Below are 26,498 nucleotides of genomic sequence, written 5' to 3' on the forward strand. Positions count from 1 at the left end.
GACCGTAGCGGTCCGCGGCGGCGTACGGTCGGCCCATGTCGAGCCGTGTGCGCAGCGCCGCAGCAGTCGTGGGCCTCCTCCTTCTCGTGACCGGCGCGACCGGCGCACCCGCGGACGCCGGGCAGCAGCGCCCGCACGTCCGCTCCGACCACGTGCCGGCGGCGCACGGCAGCCACCACTGGAAGACGATCGACCGGCTGGTGCCCGTGGTGACCGGCCCCGACGACGACATCGCGATCGACCTCGACACCCGCCTCTACGTCCCGGACAACGCCAGCCGGCGGCACCCGCAGCCGGCGATCCTGATGACCCACGGCTTCGGGCTGAACAAGACGTCCCCGGAGGTCGTCAGCACCGCCCGGTTCTTCGCGGCGCACGGCTACGTCGTGCTGACCTACACCTCGTCGGGCTTCGGGGCGAGCGGTGGCTGCGTCACGCTGCAGTCGGCCGACTACGACGTGAAGAGCGCCCGCCAGCTGATCGACAAGGTCCTCGAGCCCCGCCGCGACGTACGGCGCGACGCGCGCGGCGTGGTCGTCGGCACCATCGGCGGGTCCTACGGCGGCGGCATCCAGCTGCCGCTGGCCGCGCACGACAGGCGGATCCGCACCAGCGTGGTCGGCCGGACGTGGAACAACCTCATCTACTCCCTCGACCCCAACAACCGCGTCGTGCCCGGCGACCCGACCGGGCTCGACCACGGCCTCAACGCCCAGGGGGTCTTCAAGCAGGAGTGGACCTCGCTCTTCTACGCCCTCGGCAACAGCCAGCCCGCGATGGGCGGCGGCGACTGCCCGGGCGCCAAGCAGGCCTCCGGCGACCCCGTCGAGATCGGCGGCGCCGCGAGCTGCCCCGGCTACTACCTGCCGCTGTGCCGCACCTACGAGCTGCTGACCTCGACCGGCGACTCCGACGCCGAGGCGCGCCGGCTGATCCGGCGCGCCTCCGCGTCGACGTACCTCGACCGGATCCACGTCCCGGTGCTCCTGGTGCAGGGGCAGAGCGACACCCTGTTCAACCTCAACGACGCCAGCGCGACCTACCGCGCGCTGCACCGCCGCGGCGTGCCGGTCGGGATGATCTGGAACTCCGGCGGCCACGGCGGCTACGACTCGCAGCCGGGGGAGTGCGAGGCCTACGACGGGACGCTGCGTTCGGTGCGCCGGATGGACCACTGCTACCTGTCGCTGCGATCCCTGCGCTGGATGGACCACTGGCTGCGCGGCACGGCGGGCGGCCGAGGCCCGGCGTTCGCCTGGTACCGCGACTGGAAGAAGTACGCCGGCCACGGCGCCGACGACGAGCAGTACGGCACGTCCGCGCGGTTCCCACTGCACGCGTCGACGACCTTCCGGATCTCCGGCACCGACGCGCTGGTGGCGCCGGGCAAGCCCGTGACGAGCGGGTCGGTCACGATGCTCAACCCGCAGGGCGGCGAGCCCGCGGCCTACACCGAGACGTCGAACTTCACCGGCCCGGACGCCTCGCCGAGCTCCGGCGACACCCCGCCGACCGAGATCGACGGCCAGTTCGCGGCCTTCACCTCGGCGCCGTTCGCGCGGCCCGTGGCGGCCGTCGGGATCCCCGAGGCGCACCTGCTGCTGACCAACAGCAACGGCCAGGACATGGTCTTCTTCGCCAAGGTCTACGACGTGGCGCCCGACGGCAGCACGGTGCTGGTGCACCGGCTGATCGCGCCGGTCCGGGTGCCCGCGGCGGCGGTCGGCGAGCCGGTGGACATGCGGCTCGCGGGCTTCGCCCACCGGTTCGCCGCCGGCCACGCGGTCCGGCTGGTGCTCTGCACGACCGACCAGACGTCGTACAACGCCAAGGTGGCCGACGTGCTGACCCTCTCGACCGGGACGGCCTCGACGTTCACCCTGCCCGGTGTCGTCAGGTGATCGTCATGCCGCCGTCGACGGCGATGGTCTGGCCGGTGACGTAGCCGCCGGCGGGGGAGGCCAGGAAGACCACCGCGGCCGCGAGCTCGGCCGGGTCGCCCTTGCGGCCGACGGGGATCCGCGCGCCCTGCTGCTCGAGGTAGCCGGGCGGGTACTGCTCGGTCATCTCCGAGGCGAAGAAGCCCGGGGCGATCGCGTTGACGCGAATGCCCTTGCGGCCCGTCCACTGCTGCGCCAGGTCGCGGGTCAGCCCGATCAGGCCGGCCTTGGACGCGGCGTACGCCGCCTGGGGGAGGCCCGCGGTCGTGAGCCCGAGGACCGAGGAGATGTTGATGATGCTCGAGCCGGGCTGCATGACTCGGCCGCAGGCCTGCGCCATCCAGTAGCAGCCGTTGAGGTTGACGTCGATGACCGCCCGGAACTCCTCGGGCGTCTCCTTCGTGGCGGGGACGGCGGTGCCGATGCCGGCGTTGTTGACCAGGATGTCGACCCGGCCGAACTCCTCCATCGCGAGCGCGACCAGGTTGGTGCAGGAGTCGGGGTCGGCCACGTCGGTGGCGACCGTGAGCGCGCGACGCCCCGTCTTCTCCACCAGCGCGGCGGTCTCGGCGAGCCGGTCGACGCGCCGGGCGCCGAGGGCGACGTCGGCCCCGGCCTCGGCCAGGCCCTGCGCGAAGGCGACGCCGAGGCCGCTCGAGGCGCCGGTGATGACGGCGACCTTGCCGTCGAGTCGGAACATGTCGGGGACAGTCATGGCCGCCACCCTAGGACCCGTCGGCTGACCGGGACCGTCGTCTCGCGCTACGATGAGGACATGCAGAGGAACCTGCTCCTTACCTAGCCGCGTCGACACGCACTCTTCGACGCGGCTGCCCCTCGTGCGCGAGGGGCTTTTTCATGCCCGGGGTGCGGGCGCCAGGAGCAGGAACACCCACGAGCTGCGAGAGAGACGATGATGAGCGAGCAGACCCAGAGCCACGACACCGAGGCCGAGACCTACGACGTGGTCGCCGTACAGGACAAGTGGCTGCCCGTCTGGGACCGGCTGCAGCCCTTCCGGGCCGACGACGACGCCCCGCGCGAGAAGAAGTACGCGCTGACGATGTTCCCCTACCCCTCCGGCGACCTGCACATGGGCCACGCCGAGGTGTTCGCGCTGCACGACGTGATGGCGCGCTACTGGTGGCAGAAGGGCTACGAGGTCCTGAACCCGATGGGCTTCGACTCCTTCGGCCTGCCCGCGGAGAACGCCGCCATCAAGAACGACGAGCACCCCGACACCTACACGCGCGCCAACATCGCGCGCTCGATCGAGTCGTGCAAGAAGTACGCCGCCTCCTTCGACTGGACGCGGACCTTCAACACCTCCGACCCGGAGTACTACCGCTGGACCCAGTGGCTGTTCCTGAAGTTCCACGAGCGCGGCCTGGCCTACCGGAAGAACTCCCCGGTCAACTGGTGTCCCCAGGACCAGACCGTGCTGGCCAACGAGCAGGTCGTCGGCGGCACGTGCGAGCGCTGCGGGGCGGAGGTGACCAAGAAGGAGCTGACCCAGTGGTACTTCAAGATCACCGACTACGCCCAGGAGCTGCTGGACGGCCTGGACGAGCTGGAGCAGACCTGGCCGGACCGCGTGGTCACCGCCCAGCGCAACTGGATCGGCCGCTCCGAGGGCGCGCACGTCGACTTCGCCATCGAGGGCCGTGACGAGCCCGTCACCGTCTACACCACCCGGCCCGACACCCTGTTCGGGGCGACCTTCATGGTGGTGGCGGCCGACGCCGCGCTGGCCGGCGAGCTGGTCACCGAGGAGCAGCGCCCGGCACTGGACGACTACCTGGTCGAGGTCCGCAAGGAGACCGAGATCAACCGGCTGTCGACCGACCGGCCCAAGACCGGCGTCTTCCTGGGCGTGCACGCGACCAACCCGCTGACCGGCACGCAGATCCCGGTGTACGCCGCCGACTACGTGCTGGCCGACTACGGCACCGGCGCGATCATGGCCGTGCCCGGCCAGGACCAGCGCGACTGGGAGTTCGCCCAGGCCTTCGACCTGCCCGTCATCCGCACCGTCCAGCCGCCGGCCGACTGGGAGGGCGAGGCCTTCACCGGCGACGGCCCGGCCATCAACTCCGCCAACGACGAGATCGACCTGTCCGGGCTGGGCGTCGCCGAGGCCAAGTCGACGACGATCGCCTACCTGGAGGGCCAGGGGCTGGGTCGCGGCACCGTCAACTTCCGCCTGCGCGACTGGCTGCTGAGCCGCCAGCGCTACTGGGGTGCGCCCATCCCGATCGTGCACTGCCCGGTCGACGGCGAGGTCCGGGTCCCCGAGGACCAGCTGCCGGTCACCCTGCCCGACCTGCGCGGCGCCGACCTGAAGCCCAAGGGCACCTCGCCGCTGGGCGGGGCGACCGAGTGGGTCAACACCACCTGCCCGACCTGCGGTGGCCCGGCGACCCGGGACACCGACACCATGGACACCTTCGTGGACTCGTCCTGGTACATGTTCCGCTACTGCTCCCCGCAGGACCACACGCAGGCCTTCGACAGCGCCAAGGTCAACGCCTGGATGCCGTGCAACCTGTACGTCGGCGGCGTGGAGCACGCCGTCCTGCACCTGCTGTACGGCCGCTTCTTCACCAAGGTCCTGAACGACATGGGCCTGGTCGACTTCCGCGAGCCCTGGCTGGCGCAGCTGAACCAGGGCTTCGTGATCAACCAGGGCAAGAAGATGAGCAAGTCCCTGGGCAACGGCGTCAACCTGGGGGACCAACTCGGTGCCTTCGGTGTGGACGCGGTGCGCCTGACCCTGGTCTTCGCCGGCCCGCCGGAGGACGACATCGACTGGGCCGACATGTCTCCGGCCGGGTCGCTGAAGTTCCTGCAGCGCGCCTGGCGGCTGTCCGGTGACGTCGCGTCGGAGGTGGGCGCGTCGCCCGAGGGCGGCGACGTCGCGCTGCGTCGCGTCACGGCGCGGACCGTGCACGACGCCGGCGAGCTGGTCGAGTCCTACCGGTTCAACGTCATGGTCGCGCGCGTCATGGAGCTGGTGAACGCCACCCGCAAGGCGATCGACTCCGGCTGCGGTCCCGCCGACCCGGCGGTCCGGGAGGCCGCCGAGGCGGTCGCGATCCTGCTGTCCCTGGTGGCGCCGTACACCGCCGAGGAGATGTGGGCGCGCCTGGGCCACGAGCCGACCGTCGCGCGGACGGGTTGGCCCGAGGTCGACCCGGCGCTGCTGGTGGAGGAGTCCGTCACCGCCGTCGTCCAGATCAAGGGCAAGGTCCGGGCCCGCCTGGAGGTCGCGCCCGACATCTCCGAGGCCGACCTGGAGCAGCTGGCGCTGGCCGACGCGTCCGTCCAGCGGGCGCTGGACGGGGCGACCGTCCGGAAGGTGATCGTCCGAGCTCCGAAGCTGGTCAACATCGTCACCTGACGTGCTCTAGCCTTCCTCGCATGTCGGGCCCGGTCGCGATCGTCACCGACTCGACCGCCACCCTCCCTCCGGAGGTGGCGGCCGAGCGCGGGATCGTCGTGGTGCCCCTGCAGGTCGTCATCGGCGCGCAGGTGCACGACGAGGGCTCGGACGGCGCGACGCCGGAGCTGGTCGCCGCTGCTCTGAAGGAGTGGACGCCGGTCAGCACGTCGCGCCCGACGCCCGCCGCGCTGCTGGAGGCCTACGAGGCCGCCGCTGCGGCGGGCGCGCGCGAGGTCGTCTCGATCCACCTGTCCGGCGAGATGAGCGGGACCTTCGAGTCCGCCCAGCTCGCCGCCCGCGACGCCTCGATCCCGGTGCACCCGCTCGACAGCCGCCAGGTCGGCGTGGCGACCGGGTACGCCGTGCTGGCCGCAGCGGACGTCCTGGACGCCGGGGGCAGCGCCGAGGAGGCGCTCGCGGCCGCGAGCGCCCGGGCCGCGGGCTCGTCGTCGCTGTTCTACGTGGACACGCTGGAGTACCTCCGCCGCGGCGGGCGCATCGGCGCCGCCGCTGCGCTGTTCGGCGGCGCCCTGGCGGTCAAGCCGCTCCTCGAGATCCGCGACGGCAAGGTCGCGACGCTCGAGAAGGTGCGCACCGCCGCCCGGGCCCTGGCCCGGTTGGAGGAGCTGGCCGTGGCCAAGGCGGGGGAGCAGCCGGTCGACGTGTGCGTCGCCCACCTCGCGAGCCCGGACCGGGCCGGCGAGCTCGCGGCCAGGCTGACCACCCGGCTGGCCGCCAACCTCGAGGGCCGCGACGTGTGGTGCGGCGAGCTCGGCGCGGTCCTGGGCGCCCACGTGGGGCCGGGGATGCTGGCCGTGTGCGTGGCGCCGCGTTCCTGTTGAGGCTGCGGCGGACGCGTCTGCGGCTGGCTGCGGTACCGGCGCCGTGCCGACAGGTGCCCTCCTGACAGGTGCCTGCTGGCCGGCCACCTGTCGTGCACAGGCCCGGCGCCCTGCACGCCCGTCCCCAGGCGGGGTCCGGCGCGCGGCCGGCCGGGGGCTCGCAATCCTAGTTTCGGGACATGCGAACCCGACGCCCCAGCCCCGAGCACGAGCAGGCCGTCTCCCGGCGGTTGGAGCTGTTGAGCGCCGAGCTGGCGCAGGTCCGGCCCGAGCCCGTGGGGGAGCCCGAGCCCGAGCCGGACTGGTTGTTCGGGCACACCCGGGTCCCGCGCCGTGAGCCTCCCGACCTCCCCGACCTCCCCGACGAGGCGTCGCCGCCACCGGCCCTGCCGGTCCCCGGACGGCACGCCTCCCGCCGGGCCGGACCCACCCTGACCGCCGCGATCCCCGAGACGCTGCGCGGGCGGGTCCGGCTCGGCCCCGGCCAGGTCGCAGTCGTGGCCGTGCTGGTGGCGCTCGGCCTGGCCGTGACGTGCTGGTGGCTGGTCCGCGGGCAGCCGTCCACCGTGGAGGCGCCCGGTGTGCCGGCGCCGGTGCTGTCGTCGGGCACCCCGCTGGCGGGCGCCGTCGTGAGCCCGGTCGCGGCCGCCGGGGCCACGGCCACCGCCAGTGGCACCGTGACGGTGGACGTCGCGGGCAAGGTACGCCGGCCGGGCATCGTGGTCCTCGACGCCGGCTCCCGGGTGATCGATGCGCTGAAGCGGGCGGGCGGCGCGCGGCCCGGGGTCGACCTGTCCTCGCTCAACCTGGCCCGCGTGCTCGTCGACGGCGAGCAGATCCTCGTGGGTGTGCCCGCGCCCGTCGGCGTGGCTGCGTCGGCGGTCCCGGTCGGGGGTGCGCCGCCCGGCCCTCTGGTCAACCTCAACACCGCCACCCAGGAGCAGCTCGAGACGCTGCCCGAGGTCGGGCCGGTGACCGCCGGGTCGATCGTCCAGTGGCGCACCGAGCACGGTGGCTTCACCTCGGTCGACGAGCTGCTCGAGGTGGACGGCATCGGGGACGCCACGCTCGGCAAGCTCGCGCCCTACGTGACGGTATGAGCAGGTGGCCCCGGACCTGCGGATGCCGGCGCTCGGCGTGGCCGCCTGGCTGGGAGCGCTCCTTACCCTGGCCCCCGGCACGGTCCTGGCAGCCGGGGTGGCGGGGCTCGTCGCCGTGGGCTGCTGGGCGGCCGTGCGGCGCCGGCCCGGGGTCGCCGTGGCCGTGCTGGTCGCCGGGGCCGTCTGCTGCTCGGGCCTGGTCCGGCACACCCAGGTCGACGACAGCCCGGTCGCGGTGCTCGCCCGGGACGGCGCGGCCGCGCGGCTGGAGCTGACGGTGCTCTCGGATCCGCACATGCTGTCCGGCCGGTTCGGTGACCGGGTGCTGGTGCGGGGAGAGGTCCGGCACGTCGAGGCTCGGGGGAGGGCCTGGACCATGGCGGTGCCCGTCCTGGTGCTGGGTGACACCTCGTGGGGCGACGTCCGCTTGGGGTCGACCGTGGCCGCGGGCGGCCTGCTGGCGCCCTCCGACGGCGGCGACGCGGCGGCGGTGCTCTCCGCCCGCGGCCCGCCGCGGGGGCTGGCCGGGCCCGACGCCTGGTGGCGCGGGGCCGAGGCGGTCAGGGCGTCGCTGCGCGCCTCGGTCGCGGGTCGGCCCGCCGACCAGCGTGCGCTGGTCCCGGCGCTGGTCGACGGCGACGACGCCGGGCTCGACCCCGCCCTGGCCGACGACTTCCGGACCACCGGGCTGACCCACCTGCTCGCCGTGTCCGGGACCAACCTGACCCTCGTGGTCGGCTTCCTGCTCGTCGTGGCGCGGTGGTGCCGGGTCCGGGGCCGCTGGCTGCTGCTCGTGGGTGCGCTGGGGATCGTCGGGTTCGTGCTGCTGGCGCGGACCGAGCCGAGCGTGCTCCGCGCCGCGGTGATGGGCTCGGTGGCGCTCGTCGGCCTCGGCCGGGACGCCCGGCAGCGCGGCGGGCGGGCGCTCGGCGCCGCCGTCGTCGGGCTGCTGCTCGTCGACCCGGGGCTGGCGGCGGAGGCGGGCTTCGCCCTGTCGGTGCTGGCCACCGCGGGGATCCTGTTCCTCGCCCCCGCCTGGCGCGACGCCCTGGCCCGGTGGCTGCCTCGCTGGGTCGCGGAGGCGGTGGCCGTGCCCGCGGCCGCCCAGCTCGCCTGCACCCCGCTCGTCGCCGCGATCTCGGGGCAGGTCAGCCTCGTGGCGGTCGGCGCCAACCTGCTGGCCGCCCCGGCCGTCGGTCCAGCGACCGTGCTCGGCCTGACCGGCGGCCTCCTCGGCCTGGTGTGGGGGCCGCTCGGCACGATGGCCGGGACGCCCGCCGGGTGGTGCGTGGGATGGATCGTGGCCGTCGCGCGGCACGGGGCGGCGCTGCCGACGGCCGCGGTCCTGTGGGGGAGCGGCGTGCTGTCGCTGGCCCTGCTGACGGTGCTGACCCTGCTCGTCGCCCTCCTCGCGCCGGCCGTCCTGCGGCACCGCGTGGCCGGCGCCGCCAGCTGCCTGCTCCTGGTCGTCGTGGTCCTGGTCCGGCCGCCGACGCCGGGCTGGCCGCCCGCCGGCTGGGTGCTGGTGGCCTGTGACGTCGGCCAGGGCGACGCCCTCGCGGTCCGGGCGGGGCCGCACGCCGCCGTCGTCATCGACGCCGGGCCCGACCCGGTGCTCGTCGACCGCTGCCTGGACCGGCTCGCCATCACCGAGGTGCCGCTGCTGGTGCTCACCCACTTCCACGCCGACCACGTCGACGGGATCACCGGCGTCCTCGACGGCCGCCGGGTCGGGGCGATCTGGACGACCCGGCTGCTCGACCCGCCCTACGGCGTGGAGGAGGTCGGCGCGGCCGCGGCGGCCGTCGGGCTGGTGCCCACCCCGGCGCCGTACGCCGCCTCCGCCGAGGTGGGGGACGTCCACCTGCAGGTCGTGTGGCCGCTGCCGGAGTCGCCCACGACCGGGCCGGGGGACGGCAGCACCGCCAACGAGGCGAGCGTGGTGATGGTGGCCGAGGTGCACGGGGTGCGGATGCTGCTCTCGGGCGACGTGGAGCCCGAGGGGCAGGCCGAGCTCGCCCGCGAGCTGCCCGGGCTGCGGGTCGACGTGCTGAAGGTGCCGCACCACGGCAGCCGCTACCAGGACCTCGACTTCCTGGCCTCGCTCGGCGCCCGGCTGGCGGTCGTCTCGGTCGGCGCGGACAACGACTACGGCCACCCCGCCAGCTCGACGATCGCCGGTCTCGCGTCGACCGGAGCGCGGGTGCTGCGCACCGACCAGGACGGCGACGTGGCCGTCGTCGCCCGCGACGGTGACCTGCTGGCGGTCACGTCCGGGTGAGCCTGCAGGGCCGTCGGTGGGCTGTGGCAGGCTTCTCGCACGATGGCAGGTCCACAGGCAGCAGACGTCCTCGGTCGGGTCACCCTGGTCACCGGCAAGGAGGAGTACCTCAACGAGCGCACGGTCCGGGCGGTGCGGCAGGCGGTGCGTGCCCACGACCCGGATGCCGAGCTCGCCGAGTCCCAGGCGGCGGAGCTCTCGCTCGCGACGCTGGGCGAGATGGCGGCCCCCTCGCTGTTCTCCAGCATCCGCTGCGTCGTGGTCCGCAACCTGGAGAACCTCCCCGACGAGTCCGTCGACGGGCTGCTGGCCTACGCCGGGGCGCCCGTCGAGGACGTCGCCCTCGTGCTCGTCCACGGCGGCGGCCAGAAGGGCAGCGGCGTGCTCACCAAGCTCCGCAAGCTGCGCACGGTCACCGAGGCCAAGTCGGGGGAGCTGAAGGCCTCGGAGTTCCCGTCGTTCGTGGTCTCGGAGGTCCGCACCCACGGCTCCACCATCGACAACGAGGCGGCCAACCACCTGATCCAGGCCGTCGGCCAGGACCTCCGCTCGCTCGCCGCCGCGGCCAGCCAGCTGGCCAGCGACTTCCCGGGCGAGGCGCTCACCGTCGAGAAGGTCAAGCAGTACTTCGGCGGCCGGGCCGAGGCCAAGTCGTTCGCCGTGGCCGACGCCGCCTTCTGGGGCCGCCGCCACGTGGCGCTCGAGGAGCTCCGCTGGGCCCTGGACGCCGGCACCCCGGCGGTCCTGGTCACGTCGGCGTTCGCCGGCGGCGCCCGCGGCCTGGCCCGCTACATGTCCGCCCCGCGCGGCATGAAGGACTTCGACCTGGCCCGCGAGGTCGGTGTCCCGCCGTGGAAGCTGCGCACGATCCGCGACCAGTCACGCGGCTGGTCCGACGCCGGCATCGCCCGGGCGATCCGTGCGGTGGCCCGCGCCGACGCCGACATCAAGGGTGCGGCCAGCGACGCGTCCTACACCCTCGAGCGGCTGGTCCTCACCGTCACCGGGCTCCGCGACCAGCGCTGAGCCTTCGGGCGGGGGGGGTTTCGAGACGCTCGCTGGCGCTCGCTCCTCAACCACCGAGACAACGCAAAAAGGCGTCGACCCCGAGGGGACGACGCCTGAGAGCGAGGGGCCTCAGAGAGAGGCGGCCTTCTTGGCGATCGCGGACTTGCGGTTCGCGGCCTGGTTCTTGTGGATGACGCCCTTGGAGGCGGCCTTGTCGAGCTTCTTGGCGGCCGCCTGGCCGGCGAGAACGGCAGCGTCCTTGTCACCGGCCTCCGCGAGCTCGCGGAACTTGCGGACGGCAGACTTCAGGCCGGTCTTGACCGACTTGTTGCGCTCGTGCGCCTTGATGTTCTGCTTGTTCCGCTTGATCTGGGACTTGATGTTCGCCACTACTGCGCCTTCGTCGTAGGTGTGGGGGTGGTGCTGTTCTGGGGGTGCGGTCGGCGCAGGCTACAGCCGGACACGCGACGTAAAAGGTTAGCAGCGGGCCGCTCAGGCGCCCAAATCCGACCGGATCAGGCCCAGCCCCGCCGCTCGCACAGCCAGTCCCAGACCACGTCACCCTGCCACATCTGGGCGTCGCGGAGGTGCGGCGAGGTCGGCGGCACCGGCTGGTCGGCCTGGTGGAGGAAGTAACCGGTGAGGAGCGCCAGGACGATGTCGACGTGCTCGGCCGGCACGTCGCGGGTCAGCCGCCGGGAGGCCAGCACCGCCTCGGCGTCGAGGCCGTCTCCGCGGGGACCGATGAGCAGGAGCAGCGTGTCGAGCCAGGGCGCCCCGGCCGCCGGCCAGTTCCAGTCGCACAGCAGCGCCCGGCCGTCGGCGGTGATCAGCAGGTTGTCGTCGCGGACGTCGGTGTGCACGACGCTCGACCCGGCGGTCACCTCCGCGAACCGGGCCGCCAGGGCGGCGGCCTCGTCGCCGTGGGGGAGCACGTAGGTCGCCAGGACGTGGTCCCACAGCGCCGGCCAGTCGGCGTACTCCGTGGCGAAGCCGTCGAGGCCGAGCGCGGCGGGAGCCGGGGTCAGCCGGTCGGCGACCTCCTCGAGCAGGTCCAGGGCCAGGTCCAGGTCGTCCTGCCGCCAGGGGCGGGCGGGGTGTCGCGCCTCGACGTGCTCGGTGGCGAGCACCAGCCAGTCGTGCTCCTCGAAGCTCCACAGCAGCCGCGGCGCCGGCACACCGGCCGGCAGCGCCGCGAGCTTGCGGACCTCCGTGCGGTAGGACTCCGCGAACGCGCGCTGGGCCTTGACCGAGGCCGCCTTCACGAAGTGCCGGCTCCCGTCCTCGCACTCCAGCACCGAGGCCAGCCCGGGGGTGAAGCCGGTCGGCTGCGAGGTCGCCTTCACGACCGGGGAGCCGAGGCGTTGCTCCACCAGGCGGCGCACCTGCGGAGGGAGGAACGACCACTCGACGCGGCGAGCGGTGCGGCCGTGCGGGACGGTCGTGGGGATCCGGGTCGTCACGGATCCATCCTTGCCGACCATGTTGGTTGCAGGCGACCGGGTTGCCGACGGTGGTAGACACAGCACGTGCTGCGCTTCTTCGTGCTCGGGATCATCATCGCGCTGGGCGCGATCACCGCGCTGGCTGCCTCCATCGGCGGCCCCGGCTGGTGGGGCCTGCTGGTCCTGCTCGCCCTGCTGCTCGTCGTGGGCGTCCACGACCTGGTGCAGAAGAAGCACGCGATCCTGCGCAACTACCCGGTGCTCGGTCACCTGCGCTTCCTGCTGGAGGGGATCCGGCCCGAGCTCCAGCAGTACTTCATCGAGCGCAACTACGACGGCCGACCCTTCGACCGCGACACCCGCTCCTCGATCTACCAGCGCGCCAAGGGGATCAAGGAGGAGCAGCCCTTCGGCACCGAGCGGGACCTGTACGCCGTGGGCTACGAGTACCTCCTCCACTCCACCGTCCCCGTCGACAAGCTCGAGGAGCCGCCGCGCGTCCGGATCGGTGGCCCCGACTGCACGAAGCCCTACGACATGGCGCTGCTCAACGTCAGCGCCATGAGCTTCGGCTCGCTGTCGGCCAACGCGATCGAGGCGCTCAACCGCGGCGCGGCCAAGGGCGGCTTCGCCCACGACACCGGCGAGGGCGCGATCAGCCCCTACCACCGCAACGGCGGCGACCTGGTGTGGGAGATCGGCTCGGGCTACTTCGGCTGCCGCACCCACGACGGCGGCTTCGACGAGCGCGAGTTCGCCGAGAAGGCCGCCGACGACCAGGTGAAGATGGTCAGCCTCAAGCTCAGCCAGGGCGCCAAGCCCGGCATCGGCGGGGTGCTGCCCGGGGCGAAGGTCACCGCGGAGATCGCCAGGACGCGCGACGTCCCGCAGGGCCAGACCGTGATCTCGCCGTCGTACCACCGGGTCTTCTCCACGCCGCGCGAGCTGGTCCAGTTCATCGGCCACTTCCGCGAGCTCGCAGGCGGCAAGCCGGCCGGCTTCAAGCTCTGCCTGGGCTCGCGCACCGACTTCCTGGCCATCTGCAAGGCGATGGTCGAGGAGCAGATCACGCCCGACTTCATCATCGTCGACGGTGCCGAGGGCGGCACCGGCGCGGCGCCGCTGGAGTACGAGGACCACGTCGGGATGCCCCTGACCGAGGGCCTGATGACCGTCCACAACGCGCTGCTCGGCGCCGGGGTCCGCGACCGGGTGAAGGTCGGTGCCAGCGGCAAGGTCGCGACCGGCATCGACCTGGTCAAGCGGCTCATCCAGGGCGCCGACTACACCAACGCCGCGCGGGCCATGATGATGGCGGTCGGCTGCATCCAGGCCCAGACCTGCCACACCAACACCTGCCCGGTCGGCGTCGCGACCCAGGACCCCAAGCGGATGCGGGCCCTCGACGTGCCGGACAAGACCGAGCGGGTCTTCCGCTACCAGCAGGCCACCGTCGACCAGGCGATGCAGGTGATCGCCTCGATGGGGCTGCACTCCTTCGACGAGCTGCGCCCGCACATGCTGCGGCGGCGCACGGCGCCCGGCACGATCGCGTCGTACGGCGACCTCTTCCCGCACCTGGCCGCCGGCCAGCTGCTCCGCGACGCGCCGGCCTCGTGGGAGCGGGACTGGGCGCGCGCCGACCCCGACCGCTTCGTCCCGTGACCCGTTCCCCGACCTGGAGGTTCCGTTGACCACCGTTGCCGAGCTGTTGATCGAAGCGCTGGCCGAGCACGGCGTGACCCAGGTGTGGGGCGTCGTCGGAGACGCGCTGAACCCGGTCACGGACGCGATCCGGCGCGAGGACCGCATCGAGTGGGTCGGTGTGCGCCACGAGGAGGTCGCGGCCTTCGCCGCGAGCGCCCAGGCGCAGCTGACCGACCGGCTCGCGGTGTGCATGGGCACCGTCGGGCCGGGCGCGATCCACCTCCTCAACGGGCTCTACGACGCCAAGAAGTCGCACGCGCCGGTCCTGGCGATCTGCGGCCAGGTGCCGCGCGAGGAGATGGGCAGCGACTTCTTCCAGGAGGTGGACAACGACGCGCTCTTCGCCGACGTGTCGGTCTTCTGCAGGACCGTGACCAGCATCGACCAGCTGCCCGGCCTGATCGAGCAGGCCGGCAACGCGGCACTCCAGGCGCGCGGGGTGGCCGTGCTGACCCTGCCGGGCGACGTGGGAGGGCTGGACCTGCCCAAGAACACGGCCGTCCCGCGCTTCGTCGCCGAGCGGCCCGACCAGCAGCCCGGCCCCGAGGCGCTGCGGGCGGCGGCCGACGCGATCAACGCGGGGGAGCGGGTCACCCTGCTCGTCGGGCAGGGCGCGCGCCATGCCCGGGCCGAGGTGCTGCAGCTCGCCGACCGCCTCGCCGCGCCGATGGTGCTCACCCTCAAGGCCAAGGAGGGGCTCGAGCACGACAACCCCTTCGAGGTCGGGCAGTCCGGCCTGATCGGCAACCACGCCAGCAAGATCGCCTTCGACGGGTGCGACGTGCTCGTGCTCGTCGGCACCGACTTCCCCTACAAGGACTTCCTGCCCACGGGCAAGGTCGTCGTCCAGCTCGACGTCCGCGGGACCCACATCGGGCGCCGCACGCCCGTCGATCACCCCCTGGTCGGCGACGCCCGGCTCGGCCTCGCCGCGCTGCTCCCGCTGCTCGATGCCCGCACCGACCGGACCCTGCTGGACAAGGCGCGGTCGTCGTACGACGACTGGCGCGAGCGGCAGCAGCACTTCGTCGACCCCGACTACGACCAGAAGCCCGTCGGGCTGCTGCGGCGCAAGGTCGACAACGCCTCCGACCGGGTCCGGCCCGAGCTCCTCGCGGGGATCGTGGACCGGCACGCGGCGCAGGACGCGGTGTTCACCAGCGACACCGGCATGTCGACGGTGTGGCTGAGCCGGTTCGTCCGGATGAGCGGCACCCGCCGGCTGGTCGGCTCCTACAACCTCGGCTCCATGGCCAACGCCATGCCGCAGGCGCTCGGCGCCGCCGGCCTCGACCGCGACCGGCAGGTGATCGCGTTCTGCGGAGACGGCGGCCTGTCGATGCTGATGGGGGACCTGATCACCGCGGTCAGCCACGAGCTGCCGGTCAAGCTGGTCGTCTTCGACAACGGCCGGCTGGGCATGGTCAAGCTCGAGATGGAGCAGGTCGGACTGCCGGAGTTCGGGACGGTCCTGCACAACCCCGACTTCGCGCGGGTGGCCGAGGCGGTCGGCATGCACGGGATTCGCGTCGAGGACCCGCACGACGTCGAGGCGGGCGTCCTGGCGATGCTCGACCACCCCGGCCCGGTGCTCCTGGACGTGCTGACCAACCCCGACGAGATCGTCGTACCGCCGAAGCCCACGCTGAAGCAGGGGTGGGGCTTCGCCATCGCCAAGACCCGGGAGTTCGTGGACTCGCCCGAGTGAATGGAAGAATGCCCCCGTCCACCCGATCCTTGACGAGAGCAGTTCGTGGCCACCTCATCGACCGCGCCCCGCCCGGGCCACACCGATCCCGCGATCATCCGCAACTTCTGCATCATCGCGCACATCGACCACGGCAAGTCGACGCTCGCCGACCGCATGCTCCAGCTGACGGGAGTCGTCGACGCGCGCGCCGCCCGGGCGCAGTACCTCGACCGGATGGACATCGAGCGCGAGCGCGGCATCACGATCAAGAGCCAGGCCGTCCGGATGCCCTGGACGGTGCCGTCCGACAACGAGCAGGGCGCCGAGCCCGGCGCCTATGTGCTCAACATGATCGACACGCCCGGCCACGTCGACTTCACCTACGAGGTGTCCCGCTCGCTCGAGGCGTGCGAGGCGGCCGTGCTGCTCGTCGACGCCGCCCAAGGGATCGAGGCCCAGACGCTGGCCAACCTCTACCTCGCGATGAACGCCGACCTGCACATCATCCCGGTGCTCAACAAGATCGACCTGCCGAGCGCCAACCCCGAGAAGTACGCCGCGGAGCTCGCCGGCCTGATCGGCTGCGACCCCTCCGAGGTGCTGCAGACGAGCGCCAAGACCGGGCTGGGTGTCGAGGCGCTGCTCAACGAGATCGTCAAGCAGACGCCGGCACCCGTCGGCGACGCGGACGCCCCGCCGCGCGCGCTGATCTTCGACTCCGTCTACGACACCTACCGCGGCGTGGTCACCTACGTCCGGGTCATCGACGGCAAGCTCAGCCACCGTGACCGGATCAAGATGATGTCGACCGGCGCGGTGCACGAGATGCTCGAGGTCGGCGTGATCAGCCCCGAGCCGGTCAAGGGCTCCGAGATCGGCGTCGGCGAGGTCGGCTACCTGATCACCGGCGTGAAGGACGTCCGCCAGTCGCGGGTCGGTGACACCGTCACCTCCCAGCACAACGGCGCGACCGAAGCGCTCGGCGGCTACAAGCACCCCAACCCGATGGTCTACTCCGGCCTCTACCCGATCGACGGTGACGACTACCCGACGCTGCGCGACGCGCTCGAGCGGCTCCAGCTCAACGACGCTGCCCTGACCTTCGAGCCGGAGACCTCCGGCGCGCTCGGATTCGGCTTCCGCTGCGGCTTCCTGGGCCTGCTGCACATGGAGATCACCCGTGACCGCCTCGAGCGCGAGTTCAACCTCGAGCTCATCTCGACCGCGCCCAACGTGGTCTACGAGGTCCAGATGGAGGACGGGTCGGTCCACACCGTCACCAACCCCAGCGAGTACCCCGAGGGCAAGATCGCCGAGGTCCGCGAGCCGGTCGTGAAGGCGACAATCCTGGCGCCCTCCGACTACATCGGCACGATCATGGAGCTGTGCCAGCTCAAGCGTGGCCAGCTGCAGGGCATGGACTACCTGTCCGAGGACCGGGTCGAGATGCGCTACACCCTGCCGATGGGCGAGATCGTCTTCGACTTCTTCGACCAGCTGAAGTCGCGCACCAAGGGCTACGCCTCGCTCGACTACGAACGCTCCGGCGACCAGGTCGCCGACCTGGTCAAGGTCGACATCCTGCTCCAGGGCGAGCCGGTCGACGCCTTCAGCGCGATCCTGCACCGCGACGCGGCGTACTCCTACGGCGTGATGATGGCCGGCAAGCTCAAGGAGCTCATCCCGCGCCAGCAGTTCGAGGTGCCGATCCAGGCCGCCATCGGCGCCCGCGTGATCGCCCGCGAGAACATCCGCGCGATCCGCAAGGACGTGCTGGCCAAGTGCTACGGCGGTGACATCAGCCGCAAGCGCAAGCTGCTGGAGAAGCAGAAGGCGGGCAAGAAGCGGATGAAGAACATCGGCTCGGTCGAGGTCCCGCCCGAGGCGTTCGTCGCCGCGCTCTCCAACGACGGCGCCGGCAGCTCGGTCGACAAGGGCAAGAAGTAGCCACGCCCCGGGTGCGGATCCCCGCGGACCTGGAGCGCCAGCGCGCGCTCGGGCCGGACTGGGGTGTGTGGCTGGACCGCCTGCCGCGGCTGGCCGACGAGCTCCTCGACGAGTGGAAGCTCGTCGTCGACGGCGAGCCGATGTGCGGCTTCTGCTCGGTCGTGGTGCCGGTGATCACCGCTGCCGGCGAGGCGGCGGTGCTCAAGGTCGGCTTCGACGGGGACGACGAGGGCGAGTTCGAGGCGCTGATGCTGCAGCGGGCCGGCGGCCGCGGCATGGTCCGGCTGCTCCGGGCAGACCCGGGACGCCACGCCCTCCTGCTTGAGCGCGTCCACGCGCGCGACCTGTCCACGGTCGGCGACACCGAGGCGTGCGAGATCGTGGCCGGTCTCTACCCGGTGATCCACCGGCCGGCGCCGCCGCAGCTGCGCACCGTCACGTCGTACGTCGCTCGCTGGGCCGCAGCCCTCGGCACGCTCCCTCGGGACGCGCCGGTCCCGCGGCGGCTCGTCGAGCAGGCGGTCTCGCTCGCGCGGGACCTGGTGGCCGACCCGGCGAGCGTCGGCACGACGGTGCACGGCGACCTGCACCAGCACAACGTGCTGGCTGCAGACCGGGAGCCGTGGCTGGTCATCGACCCCAAGCCGATGTCGGGCGACCCGCACTACGAGCCCGCCCCGATGCTCTGGAACCTCTGGGACCGGGTCACCGAGTCGGGCAACGTCCGGGGTGCGGTGCGGCGGCGGTTCTTCACCCTCGTCGACGACGGCGGCCTCGACGAGCAGCGGGCCCGCGACTGGGTGGTGGTGCGGATGGTGCTCAACGCGCACTGGTCGATCCAGGACGCCGAACGGGCCGGGCGCGCCCCCGACGAGGGGGAGCGGGAGTGGATCACCCGCTGTATTGCGATCGCGAAGGCCATGCAGGACTGAGAGGATCGGCGCATGGGCGCCCTCCTCCTCTCCGTCAACCTCGGCACTCCGCGCGAGGCGGCCTGGGCCGAGATCGGGCGCACCTCCATCGACAAGCAGCCCGTGGCCGGCCCGGTGCTCGCCCGTCGGCTCGGGCTCGACGGTGACCAGATCTCCGACCGGCGTCACCACGGCGGCGTGGACCAGGCGGTCTACGCGTTCGCCCGTGAGGACCTCGATCTGTGGGCGGCCGACCTCGGCGAGGAGGTCCGCGACGGGCAGTTCGGCGAGAACCTCACCACCTCCGGCATCGACGTCAACGAGGCCGAGGTGGGGGAGCGCTGGCTCGTCGGCGACGCGGTCCTCGAGGTCGCCTCGGTGCGGATCCCGTGCAACGACTTCAAGAACTGGATGGGTCGCTGCGGCTACGACAACCGCGCCTGGGTCCGCCGCTTCACCGAGACCGGCCGGCCCGGGCCCTACCTGCGGGTGGTCCGGGAGGGCGTCGTACGGGCCGGCGACGAGATCACCGTGAGCCACCGCCCGGGTCACGGGGTCACGGTGACGACGATGTTCCGGGCGCTGACCACCGACCACGCCCTGCTGCCGGAGCTGCTCCGGGTCGACGGGCTCCCCATGAAGGCCCGCGAGCGGGCCGAGAAGTACGTCGCGTCGCTGGCGTAGGCACGAATCGTCGCCGGGCCGGTACACGATCCGGATCCTGAGCGTGCAGGGGGTTTTGCTACCGGTCCGTAACCCGGTGATCTAGGTTACTGATCGAGGAAGTCACCACGGACGACCTCCTCGCGTGCTAGCCCACGCTCGCAGCCCCTCGATGCCTGTGCAGGAGTGTCATGGCCGTCAACACCGACACCAGCTTCGTCGATCACCTCGCCCCCAACGTCGCGGTGCAGTTCCTCGACCGGGTCGCCAAGTCGCCCAACGCCGAGGCCTTCCGCTTCCCCCGGGGTGAGTCCTGGGAGTCGGTGACCTGGAAGGAGGCCGGCGACCGCGTCGAGCGTCTCGCCGCCGGCCTGCTCGCGCTCGGCATCGAGTCCGAGCAGCGCGTCGGCATCGCCTCCGGCACGCGCTACGAGTGGATCCTGGCCGACCTCGCGGTGATGTGCGCGGGGGCCGCCACCACGACGGTCTACCCCTCCACCAACGCCGAGGACACGGCGTACATCCTCAGTGACTCCGAGTGCCGCGTGGTCTTCGCCGAGGACGACGAGCAGATCGCCAAGCTCAAGGAGCGCAAGGCCGAGCTGCCGCACCTGCTGCGCGTGGTGACCTTCGACGGCACCACCGACGACAGCTGGGTCATCGACCTCGACCAGCTGGCCGAGCTGGGCGACGCCTACCTCGCCGAGCACGAGGGGATCATCGCCGCGATCGCCGAGAAGATCGCCCCCGACCAGCTCGCCACCCTGATCTACACCTCCGGCACCACCGGCCGCCCCAAGGGCGTGCGGCTGCGCCACAAGTCGTGGGTCTACGAGGGCGCCGCGATCGAGGTGCAGGACATCCTCCACGAGGACGACCTGCAGTTCCTGTGGCTGCCGATGGCCCACTCGTTCGGCAAGGTGCTGCTCTCCGCGCAGCTCGCCTGCGGCTTCGCCACCGCCATCGACGGCCGCGTCGACAAGATCGTGGAGAACCTCGGCATCGTGAAGCCGACCTTCATGGGCGCCGCGCCGCGCATCTTCGAGAAGGCCCACGGCCGGATCGTCACGATGACGCAGTCCGAGGGCGGCGCCAAGGAGAAGATCTTCACCCAGGCCTTCAAGGTCGGCCTCGCGGTCGACGAGCTCAAGCGCCAGGGCAAGTCGGTCCCGCTGCCGCTCAAGGTGCAGCACGCGCTCTTCGACAAGCTGGTCTTCAGCAAGGTCCGCGACCGCTTCGGTGGCCGGGTCCGCTTCTTCATCTCCGGTGCCGCGGCGCTCAACCGCGACATCGCCGAGTGGTTCCACGCCGCGGGCATCGTGATCCTCGAGGGCTACGGCCTCACCGAGTGCTCGGCCGGTGGCTTCGTGAACCACCCCGACGACTACAAGTTCGGCACCGTCGGCCCCGCGCTGCCGGGCAGCGAGGTCAAGCTCGGCGAGGGCGACGAGGTGCTGATCCGCGGCCCGCACGTCATGGACGGCTACCACAACCTCCCCGAGGAGACGGCCAAGACGCTCACCGAGGACGGCTGGCTGCACACCGGCGACAAGGGCAGCCTCGACGCCGACGGCTTCCTGACCATCACCGGCCGGATCAAGGACCTCTTCAAGACCTCCGGCGGCAAGTACATCGCCCCGTCGGCGATCGAGTCGAAGTTCAAGGCGGTCTGTCCCTACGCCAGCCAGTTCATGGTGTTCGGCAACGAGCGCAACTTCTGCGTCGCGCTGATCACCCTCGACCCCGACGCCATGGCCGGCTGGGCCGAGGAGAACGGCATGTCGGGGGCGTCGTACACCGACATCGTGCGGTCCGAGAAGGTCCACGCCCTGGTGAGCGGGTACGTCGACGACCTCAACGCCCGGCTCAACCGCTGGGAGACCATCAAGAAGTGGGAGATCCTCGACCACGACCTCACCATCGAGTCGGGCGAGCTGACCCCCTCGATGAAGGTCAAGCGCAACGTCGTCGAGGGCAACTACGGCGACAAGATCGCGGCGTTCTACAGCTGATCGTCCGTCACTGACTCATTCATCGGCGCCCCTTGCGCGGTCCACAGCGGCCGCACAGGGGGCGCCGGTGTCATGTCCGCATGAGCACCCACGACTCGCATGACGCCCCTGACCTCGAGGACCACGACGTCGGCCTCTCCCACGACCTGCCCCGGATCGTCGAGCGCCAGCGGCTCGGCCGCCGCGGCATGCTCGGCATCTTCGGGGGCCTCGGCGCGACGGCGGTGCTCGCCGGATGCTCGCTGGGGGGGGGGGGGGGGGGGGAGTGACCGCACGACGACGCTGACGTCCCCGGCCCCTACCCGGGTGACGGCTCCAACGGGCCGAACGTGCTCTCCGAGAGCGGCATCGTGCGCTCCGACATCACCTCCCCCTTCGGGGACGCCTCGGGCGTCGCGGAGGGCGTGCCGGTGACGGTGAAGCTCAAGGTCTACGACCTCAACGGCAGTGACGCGACGCCCCTGGCCGGTGCCGCGGTCTACCTGTGGCACTGCGACCGGGACGGCAACTACTCGATGTACTCCGCCGACGTGGCCGACGAGAACTACCTGCGCGGCGTCCAGGTCGCGGGCGCGGACGGCACGCTGGAGTTCACCAGCATCTTCCCGGCCTGCTACTCCGGCCGCTGGCAGCACATGCACTTCGCGGTCTACCCGTCCGTCGACGACGCCACGACGTACGCCAACAAGCTCCGCACCTCCCAGCTCGCGCTGCCCGAGGACGTCTGCAACGACGTCTGCGGGACCGCCTCGGGTTACGAGCAGTCGGCGAGCAACCTGGCGCAGATCAGCCTGTCGTCCGACGGCATCTTCAGCGACGGCTACTCCCTGCAGATGGCCTCGGTGACCGGGTCGGTCGACGAGGGCTACACGATCTCGCTCAACGTGCCGGTCTGACCGGGGCGTCCGGGTCGTCGCGGGCGGTTGCACCACCCGTCACTCGCGCACCACCGCCCGGGATCACCGGTGGACCGGCGATCCCGACCCGGGTGGGAGGATGGGTGGATGCCCCCCTCCGCCCTGCCCGCAGGTGATCCCGTCCCGGCCGACGGGTCGCTTCCCGAGGAGGCGCTGGCGCAGCTGGGCAGCCGGCCGTTCGGGTTCTACGTGCACGTGCCGTTCTGCACGGTCCGGTGCGGCTACTGCGACTTCAACACCTACACCGCCGAGGAGCTGGGCGGTCCCGGGGCGGCGCCGGGGGCGTCGCGCTCGACCTACGCCGAGGCCGCGATCGCGGAGGTACGCCGGGCCCGCCGGACGCTCGGCGACGTCGACCTCCCCGTGTCGACCGTCTTCTTCGGCGGCGGCACCCCGACGCTGCTGGCGCCGGCCGACCTGACGGCGGTCGTGGGGGCGATCCGTGACGAGTTCGGGCTGGTCGAGGGCGCCGAGGTGACCACCGAGTCCAACCCGGACAGCGTGGACCTCAAGGCACTCGACGACCTGCGGGCGGGTGGCATCAACCGGGTCAGCTTCGGGATGCAGTCGGCCGTCGAGCACGTCCTGGCCACCCTCGACCGCACCCACGACCCCAAGCGGGTCCCGGCGGTCGTGGAGTGGGCGCGGGCGGCCGGCTTCGACCAGATCAGCCTCGACCTGATCTACGGCACGCCGGGGGAGTCCCACGACGACTGGCGCACCAGCCTCGACGCGGCGCTTGCCTGCGAGCCGGACCACGTGTCGGCGTACGCGCTCATCGTCGAGGACGGCACCGCGTTCGCCCGGATGGTCCGGCGCGGCGAGGTGCCGATGCCCGACGACGACGACCTCGCCGACAAGTACCTCCTCGCCGACGAGGCGATGGAGAAGGCCGGGCTCGGGTGGTACGAGGTGTCCAACTGGTCGCGCGACGACGCGAGTCGCTGCGAGCACAACCGGCTCTACTGGCGCGGCGACGACTGGTGGGGCGCCGGCCCGGGCGCGCACTCCCATGTGGGTGGCACGCGCTGGTGGAACGTCAAGCACCCCGCGGCGTACGCCGACCGCCTGGCCGCGGGCGTCAGCCCCGGGCACGCGCGGGAGGTGCTGTCCGCGGAGGACCGGCGCGTGGAGCGGGTGCTGCTCGAGCTCCGGCTGCGGGAGGGCCTGCCGACCGACGTCCTCGACGACGCGGGTGCGGCGGCCGTGCCCGGGCTCGTCGAGCGCGGCCTGCTCGAGCGCGCCGGTGACCGGCTGGTCCTCACCACGACCGGCCGGCTGCTCGCCGACGCGGTCGTGCGGGACCTCCTGCCCTAGCTGACCAGCCGGATCGTCAGCGGGTAGCGGTAGAGCTCGCCGCGGCTGGACCGCACCGCGCCCACGATCGTGCAGATCAGCCACAGCAGGCCGACGGCGGGCAGCAGCAGGAAGCCGACCAGGACGAAGACCAGCACGAACGACACGACGCCGTAGATCAGGATCGAGAGCTGGAAGTTCAGCGACTCGACCGCCTGGGCGCGGACGTAGGCCGACTCGTTGCCCTTGGTCAGCATCACGATCAGCGGGCCGAGGAACGCCAGCGCCACGACGGAGGCGACGAGCGCGGTCCAGTGGGCCGCGCAGCCCCAGGTGACCTCGTCCTTGGTGAGCTGGACGGGGGTGCCGGGCGGCGGCGGCTTCATCGGCTGGTTCATCGGCTGGTTCGGGTCACTCATGGCGTGCTCCCCTCTCGATGCCCGCCAGCCTACCCACGGGCCTACCCACGGGCCGGGCCCTCGGCGGTGACGAAGTCGATGAGCTCCTCGACCCGGCCGAGCAGGGCGGGGTCGAGGTCGGCGAAGGACCGGACGCCGCCGAGGATGTGCTGCCAGGCCCGGGCGATGTCGGTCTGGTTGCGGTGCGGCCAGCCGAGCTGCTGGCAGGTGCCGGTCTTCCAGTCGATGCTGCGCGGGACGTCCGGCCAGCGCTCGAACCCGAGCCGCTGCGGCTTGACCGCCTGCCAGATGTCGATGAAGGGGTGGCCCACGATCAGGACGTCCTTGCCGATCGGCGACTTCGCGATGTTGGCCGCGATCCGGCTCTCCTTGGACCCGCGGACGAGGTGGTCGACCAGGACGCCGACCCGGCGCTGCGGCCCGGGCTTGAAGTCGCGGAGGTGGTCGGCGAGGTCGTCGACGCCGCCGAGGAACTCCACGACCACGCCCTCGATCCGGAGGTCGTCGCCCCAGACCTTCTCGACCAGCTCCGCGTCGTGGCGGCCCTCGACGAAGATCCGGCTGGCCCGTGCGACGCGGGCCTTGGCGCCGTGCACGGCCACCGAGCCGGAGGCGGTGCGGGTGGGCTTCGCATGCGCCGAGACGTGGACGGGCGCGACGAGGATGACCGGCTTGCCGTCGAGCAGGAAGCCCGGCCCGAGCGGGAAGGTACGCCGCCTCGCGCGCCGGTCCTCCAGCGTCACCGTGTCGAGGTCGCGGTCGACGGCGACGATCTCGCCGCACCAGTCGGTCGTGACCTCCTCGACGACGGCGCCGAGCTCGGCGGGCGCCTCGACGGCGCGGCCGCGCTTGGGCGCGCGCCAGTCGGTCTGGAGGACGTCGGAGCCGTAGCGGTCGCGGGAGGTCACCCGCTCAACGCTAGAAGGAGTACGCCGCCGGGCCGGGCAGGGCGCGCCGCGAGACCCGGTGTGAGGTCAGTCCTCGAGCTGTTCGTCGTCCCACTCGTCCGCGCCCTTGCCGCCGTCCATGTCGAGGTCGTCGACCTCCACGTCCTCGTCGAGGTCCTGGGCGAGCGGGTTGTCGTCGGTGGGGCGGAGGTCCTCGGGGAGCTGGTCGTCCGAGATGCCGCCGTCGGCCTGGCTGCTGGGGGAGTCCGTCATGGCACGCGACGTTAGCCGCCGATGGCGCCGAGCGACAGTGTTGCCAAAGCACCGGACCCGAAGTCCGCCCGGTCCTACGCTGGCCGGATGACGGCGACCCAGTCCCTGCGACGGGTCCTGGCCAACCGCCGCCTGCGCCGCGTGCAGCTCGCCTTCCTCGGCTCGGGGATGGGGGACTGGGCCTACGCCACCGCCATCACCGTCTGGGCCTACTCGGTCGGCGGTGCGACCGCCGTCGGTGTCTTCTCGGCGGTGCGGTTCGTGACCATCGCAGTGGCCGCCCCGCTGGGGGCGGTCGTGGCCGACCGGGTGGCGCGCAAGACGTTCATGATGGCCTCCGACGCGACCCGGGCGGTGCTCGTCGCCGCGGCGGCGGTGAGCATGGGCCTCGGCGGCCCGCCGCTCGTGGTCTACGCGCTGGCCGTCGTCGCCGGCATGGTCGGGGCGCCGTTCCGCTCGGCCCAGGCCGGGCTGATCCCGCGCCTGCTCGAGCACCCCGACGAGCTGACCTCCTCCAACGCGGTCGCGGCGAACATCGAGAACGTCGTCGGATTCGCGGGACCGGCGCTCGGCGCGCTGCTGGTCGGGCTCGTCGACGTCGAGGCCGCGCTGTGGTTCAACGTGGCCACCTTCGGCTGGTCGCTGCTGCTCGTCGCGGCGATCGACGTACCGCCGGGGGAGGAGGAGCCGGAGGAGCACGAGACGCCCGAGGGCTTCCTCCGCGAGGTCACGGCCGGCTTCACCACCATCCGGCGCGACCGGGACCTGCTGCTGGTCACCGGGCTGGCCTCGGCGCAGGGAGTCGTGTGGGGCGCGCTGACCGTGCTCATGGTCATCGTGTCCGTCGACATGCTCGACACGGGTGCGGCCGGCGTGGGCTACCTCAACGCGCTGCTCGGGGTCGGCACGGTGCTCGGCGGCCTGGTCATTCTCACCCGTACGACGAAGGGCCGGCTCGCCGGCGACATGGTCGTGGGCGTCCTGGGCTGGTCGCTGCCGCTGCTGCTGATGGCCGTGGCCCCCTCGCCGGTCACCGCCCTCGTCGCGCTGGCCCTGATCGGGCTGATGGACCCGTGGGTCAACGTCGGGCTCGACACCATCCCGCAGCGCATCGTCGACGACCGGGTGCTGTCACGGGTCTTCGCGGCGGTCGACAGCGCGCTGATCGCCGCCGTGGCGATCGGGGCGTTCCTGGCGCCGCCGCTGATCGGGTGGCTGGGGCTGCGGGCCTCGCTGGCCGTGCTGGGCGTGGCCGTCACGGCGTACGCGCTCTCGATGCTGCCTCGCGCCCGGCGCCTCGACGGCCGGCTGGCGGTGCCCGCCCACCTCGACCTGTTGGCCGCGACCTCGATCCTGGCGCCCCTGCCGCGACCGGTCGTGGAGTCGCTGGCGCACCGGGCCGAGCCGGTGGCGGTGGCCGCCGGGGAGGCGGTGGTCCGGGAGGGGGAGCCCTCGGACCGCTTCTACGTCATCGTCGCCGGCGAGGTCGAGGTGACGCAGGAGGGCCACGTCCTCCGGGCCGAGGGTCCGGGCGACTTCTTCGGCGAGATCGGGCTGGTCCGCGACGTCCCGCGCACGGCGACGGTGACGGCACGGACCGACACCTCGCTGCTGGCCGTGGACAGGGCCGACTTCCTCGAGGCGGTCACCGGCGTCCACGAGGCACGTGCGGCCGCCGAGGACGTGGTCTCGCGGCGGTTGGGTATCTGAGCCCAAAA

At 72.3% G+C, this 26,498-nt stretch carries 22 protein-coding genes; 16 read left to right on the forward strand and 6 right to left on the reverse strand.

Annotation, left to right across the window (positions count from 1 at the left end):
* The first annotated feature begins 35 nt into the window (after positions 1 to 35).
* The gene (locus FB382_RS05000; protein WP_182537313.1) at positions 36 to 1,901 is read left to right on the forward strand and encodes a CocE/NonD family hydrolase; all 1,866 of its coding nucleotides are present in this window, start codon (positions 36 to 38) and stop codon (positions 1,899 to 1,901) included.
* Here the strand turns inward: FB382_RS05000 and FB382_RS05005 are convergent.
* Positions 1,894 to 2,655, reverse strand: a complete 762-nt coding sequence (locus tag FB382_RS05005; RefSeq protein WP_182537315.1) for an SDR family NAD(P)-dependent oxidoreductase — start codon at positions 2,653 to 2,655, stop codon at positions 1,894 to 1,896. The two genes, FB382_RS05000 and FB382_RS05005, sit on opposite strands and share 8 nt — an antisense overlap.
* A 201-nt stretch (positions 2,656 to 2,856) precedes the next feature.
* On the opposite strand from FB382_RS05005, the gene leuS reads away from it, so the two are divergent.
* The 5 genes from leuS (at position 2,857) to holA (ending at position 10,631) form a co-directional block, all read left to right on the forward strand.
* The gene (gene leuS, locus FB382_RS05010) at positions 2,857 to 5,340 is read left to right on the forward strand and encodes a leucine--tRNA ligase (RefSeq protein ID WP_182537317.1); all 2,484 of its coding nucleotides are present in this window, start codon (positions 2,857 to 2,859) and stop codon (positions 5,338 to 5,340) included.
* 20 nt (positions 5,341 to 5,360) lie between these two features.
* The gene (locus tag FB382_RS05015) at positions 5,361 to 6,224 is read left to right on the forward strand and encodes a DegV family protein (RefSeq protein WP_182537319.1); all 864 of its coding nucleotides are present in this window, start codon (positions 5,361 to 5,363) and stop codon (positions 6,222 to 6,224) included.
* 179 nt (positions 6,225 to 6,403) lie between these two features.
* On the forward strand, positions 6,404 to 7,324 hold the full coding sequence (locus FB382_RS05020; RefSeq protein WP_182537321.1) for a ComEA family DNA-binding protein: 921 nt from the start codon (positions 6,404 to 6,406) through the stop codon (positions 7,322 to 7,324).
* 4 nt (positions 7,325 to 7,328) lie between these two features.
* Positions 7,329 to 9,605, forward strand: a complete 2,277-nt coding sequence (locus FB382_RS05025) for a ComEC/Rec2 family competence protein (RefSeq protein ID WP_343055489.1) — start codon at positions 7,329 to 7,331, stop codon at positions 9,603 to 9,605.
* A gap of 42 nt (positions 9,606 to 9,647) precedes the next feature.
* Complete coding sequence (holA, locus tag FB382_RS05030) at positions 9,648 to 10,631, forward strand: DNA polymerase III subunit delta (protein WP_182537323.1); 984 nt, start codon at positions 9,648 to 9,650, stop codon at positions 10,629 to 10,631.
* A gap of 111 nt (positions 10,632 to 10,742) precedes the next feature.
* Here the strand turns inward: holA and rpsT are convergent, their stop codons facing one another.
* The gene (rpsT, locus tag FB382_RS05035) at positions 10,743 to 11,003 is read right to left on the reverse strand and encodes a 30S ribosomal protein S20 (RefSeq protein WP_125035432.1); all 261 of its coding nucleotides are present in this window, start codon (positions 11,001 to 11,003) and stop codon (positions 10,743 to 10,745) included.
* Positions 11,004 to 11,128: 125 nt separating this feature from the next.
* On the reverse strand, positions 11,129 to 12,076 hold the full coding sequence (locus FB382_RS05040) for a phosphotransferase family protein (RefSeq protein ID WP_246377091.1): 948 nt from the start codon (positions 12,074 to 12,076) through the stop codon (positions 11,129 to 11,131).
* A gap of 66 nt (positions 12,077 to 12,142) precedes the next feature.
* On the opposite strand from FB382_RS05040, the gene FB382_RS05045 reads away from it, so the two are divergent.
* The 9 genes from FB382_RS05045 (at position 12,143) to hemW (ending at position 23,222) form a co-directional block, all read left to right on the forward strand.
* The gene (locus FB382_RS05045) at positions 12,143 to 13,723 is read left to right on the forward strand and encodes a glutamate synthase-related protein (protein WP_182537327.1); all 1,581 of its coding nucleotides are present in this window, start codon (positions 12,143 to 12,145) and stop codon (positions 13,721 to 13,723) included.
* Positions 13,724 to 13,748: 25 nt separating this feature from the next.
* On the forward strand, positions 13,749 to 15,473 hold the full coding sequence (locus FB382_RS05050; protein ID WP_182537329.1) for a thiamine pyrophosphate-dependent enzyme: 1,725 nt from the start codon (positions 13,749 to 13,751) through the stop codon (positions 15,471 to 15,473).
* Positions 15,474 to 15,518: 45 nt separating this feature from the next.
* Positions 15,519 to 17,402: a translation elongation factor 4 gene (gene lepA / locus FB382_RS05055; protein WP_182537331.1), complete on the forward strand. Its 1,884-nt coding sequence runs from the start codon at positions 15,519 to 15,521 to the stop codon at positions 17,400 to 17,402.
* Between the two features lie 11 nt (positions 17,403 to 17,413).
* Positions 17,414 to 18,334, forward strand: coding sequence for an aminoglycoside phosphotransferase family protein (locus FB382_RS05060; protein WP_182537333.1), 921 nt, complete (start codon positions 17,414 to 17,416; stop codon positions 18,332 to 18,334).
* Positions 18,335 to 18,346: 12 nt separating this feature from the next.
* Positions 18,347 to 18,997 (forward strand): MOSC domain-containing protein, encoded by a 651-nt coding sequence (locus tag FB382_RS05065; protein ID WP_182537335.1) that lies wholly within the window; start codon positions 18,347 to 18,349, stop codon positions 18,995 to 18,997.
* A 170-nt stretch (positions 18,998 to 19,167) separates the two neighbouring features.
* Complete coding sequence (locus tag FB382_RS05070; protein WP_182537337.1) at positions 19,168 to 20,988, forward strand: AMP-dependent synthetase/ligase; 1,821 nt, start codon at positions 19,168 to 19,170, stop codon at positions 20,986 to 20,988.
* Positions 20,989 to 21,068: 80 nt separating this feature from the next.
* Positions 21,069 to 21,257 carry a hypothetical protein gene (locus FB382_RS22035; RefSeq protein ID WP_246377093.1) on the forward strand — a complete coding sequence of 63 codons (189 nt, stop codon included), beginning with the start codon at positions 21,069 to 21,071 and terminating at the stop codon, positions 21,255 to 21,257.
* A gap of 60 nt (positions 21,258 to 21,317) precedes the next feature.
* Positions 21,318 to 21,884, forward strand: a complete 567-nt coding sequence (locus tag FB382_RS22040; RefSeq protein ID WP_343055490.1) for a dioxygenase family protein — start codon at positions 21,318 to 21,320, stop codon at positions 21,882 to 21,884.
* Positions 21,885 to 21,992: 108 nt separating this feature from the next.
* Positions 21,993 to 23,222: a radical SAM family heme chaperone HemW gene (gene hemW, locus FB382_RS05080; protein ID WP_182537339.1), complete on the forward strand. Its 1,230-nt coding sequence runs from the start codon at positions 21,993 to 21,995 to the stop codon at positions 23,220 to 23,222.
* On the opposite strand, the gene FB382_RS05085 is transcribed toward hemW, so the two are convergent.
* The 3 genes from FB382_RS05085 to FB382_RS05095 all read right to left on the reverse strand — a co-directional run bounded on the left by FB382_RS05085 (position 23,219) and on the right by FB382_RS05095 (position 24,780).
* Complete coding sequence (locus tag FB382_RS05085) at positions 23,219 to 23,620, reverse strand: DUF4870 domain-containing protein (protein ID WP_220481265.1); 402 nt, start codon at positions 23,618 to 23,620, stop codon at positions 23,219 to 23,221. The two genes, hemW and FB382_RS05085, sit on opposite strands and share 4 nt — an antisense overlap.
* Positions 23,621 to 23,661: 41 nt before the next feature.
* Positions 23,662 to 24,528, reverse strand: a complete 867-nt coding sequence (locus FB382_RS05090; protein ID WP_182537341.1) for a DUF3097 family protein — start codon at positions 24,526 to 24,528, stop codon at positions 23,662 to 23,664.
* A 66-nt stretch (positions 24,529 to 24,594) separates the two neighbouring features.
* Complete coding sequence (locus tag FB382_RS05095; protein WP_125035443.1) at positions 24,595 to 24,780, reverse strand: hypothetical protein; 186 nt, start codon at positions 24,778 to 24,780, stop codon at positions 24,595 to 24,597.
* Between the two features lie 87 nt (positions 24,781 to 24,867).
* Between FB382_RS05095 and FB382_RS05100 the strand changes: the two genes are divergently transcribed.
* Positions 24,868 to 26,490 (forward strand): MFS transporter, encoded by a 1,623-nt coding sequence (locus FB382_RS05100; protein ID WP_182537343.1) that lies wholly within the window; start codon positions 24,868 to 24,870, stop codon positions 26,488 to 26,490.
* Positions 26,491 to 26,498 lie beyond the last annotated feature (8 nt).

The organism is Nocardioides ginsengisegetis (genome assembly GCF_014138045.1).
GTDB classification, from domain to species: domain Bacteria; phylum Actinomycetota; class Actinomycetes; order Propionibacteriales; family Nocardioidaceae; genus Nocardioides; species Nocardioides ginsengisegetis.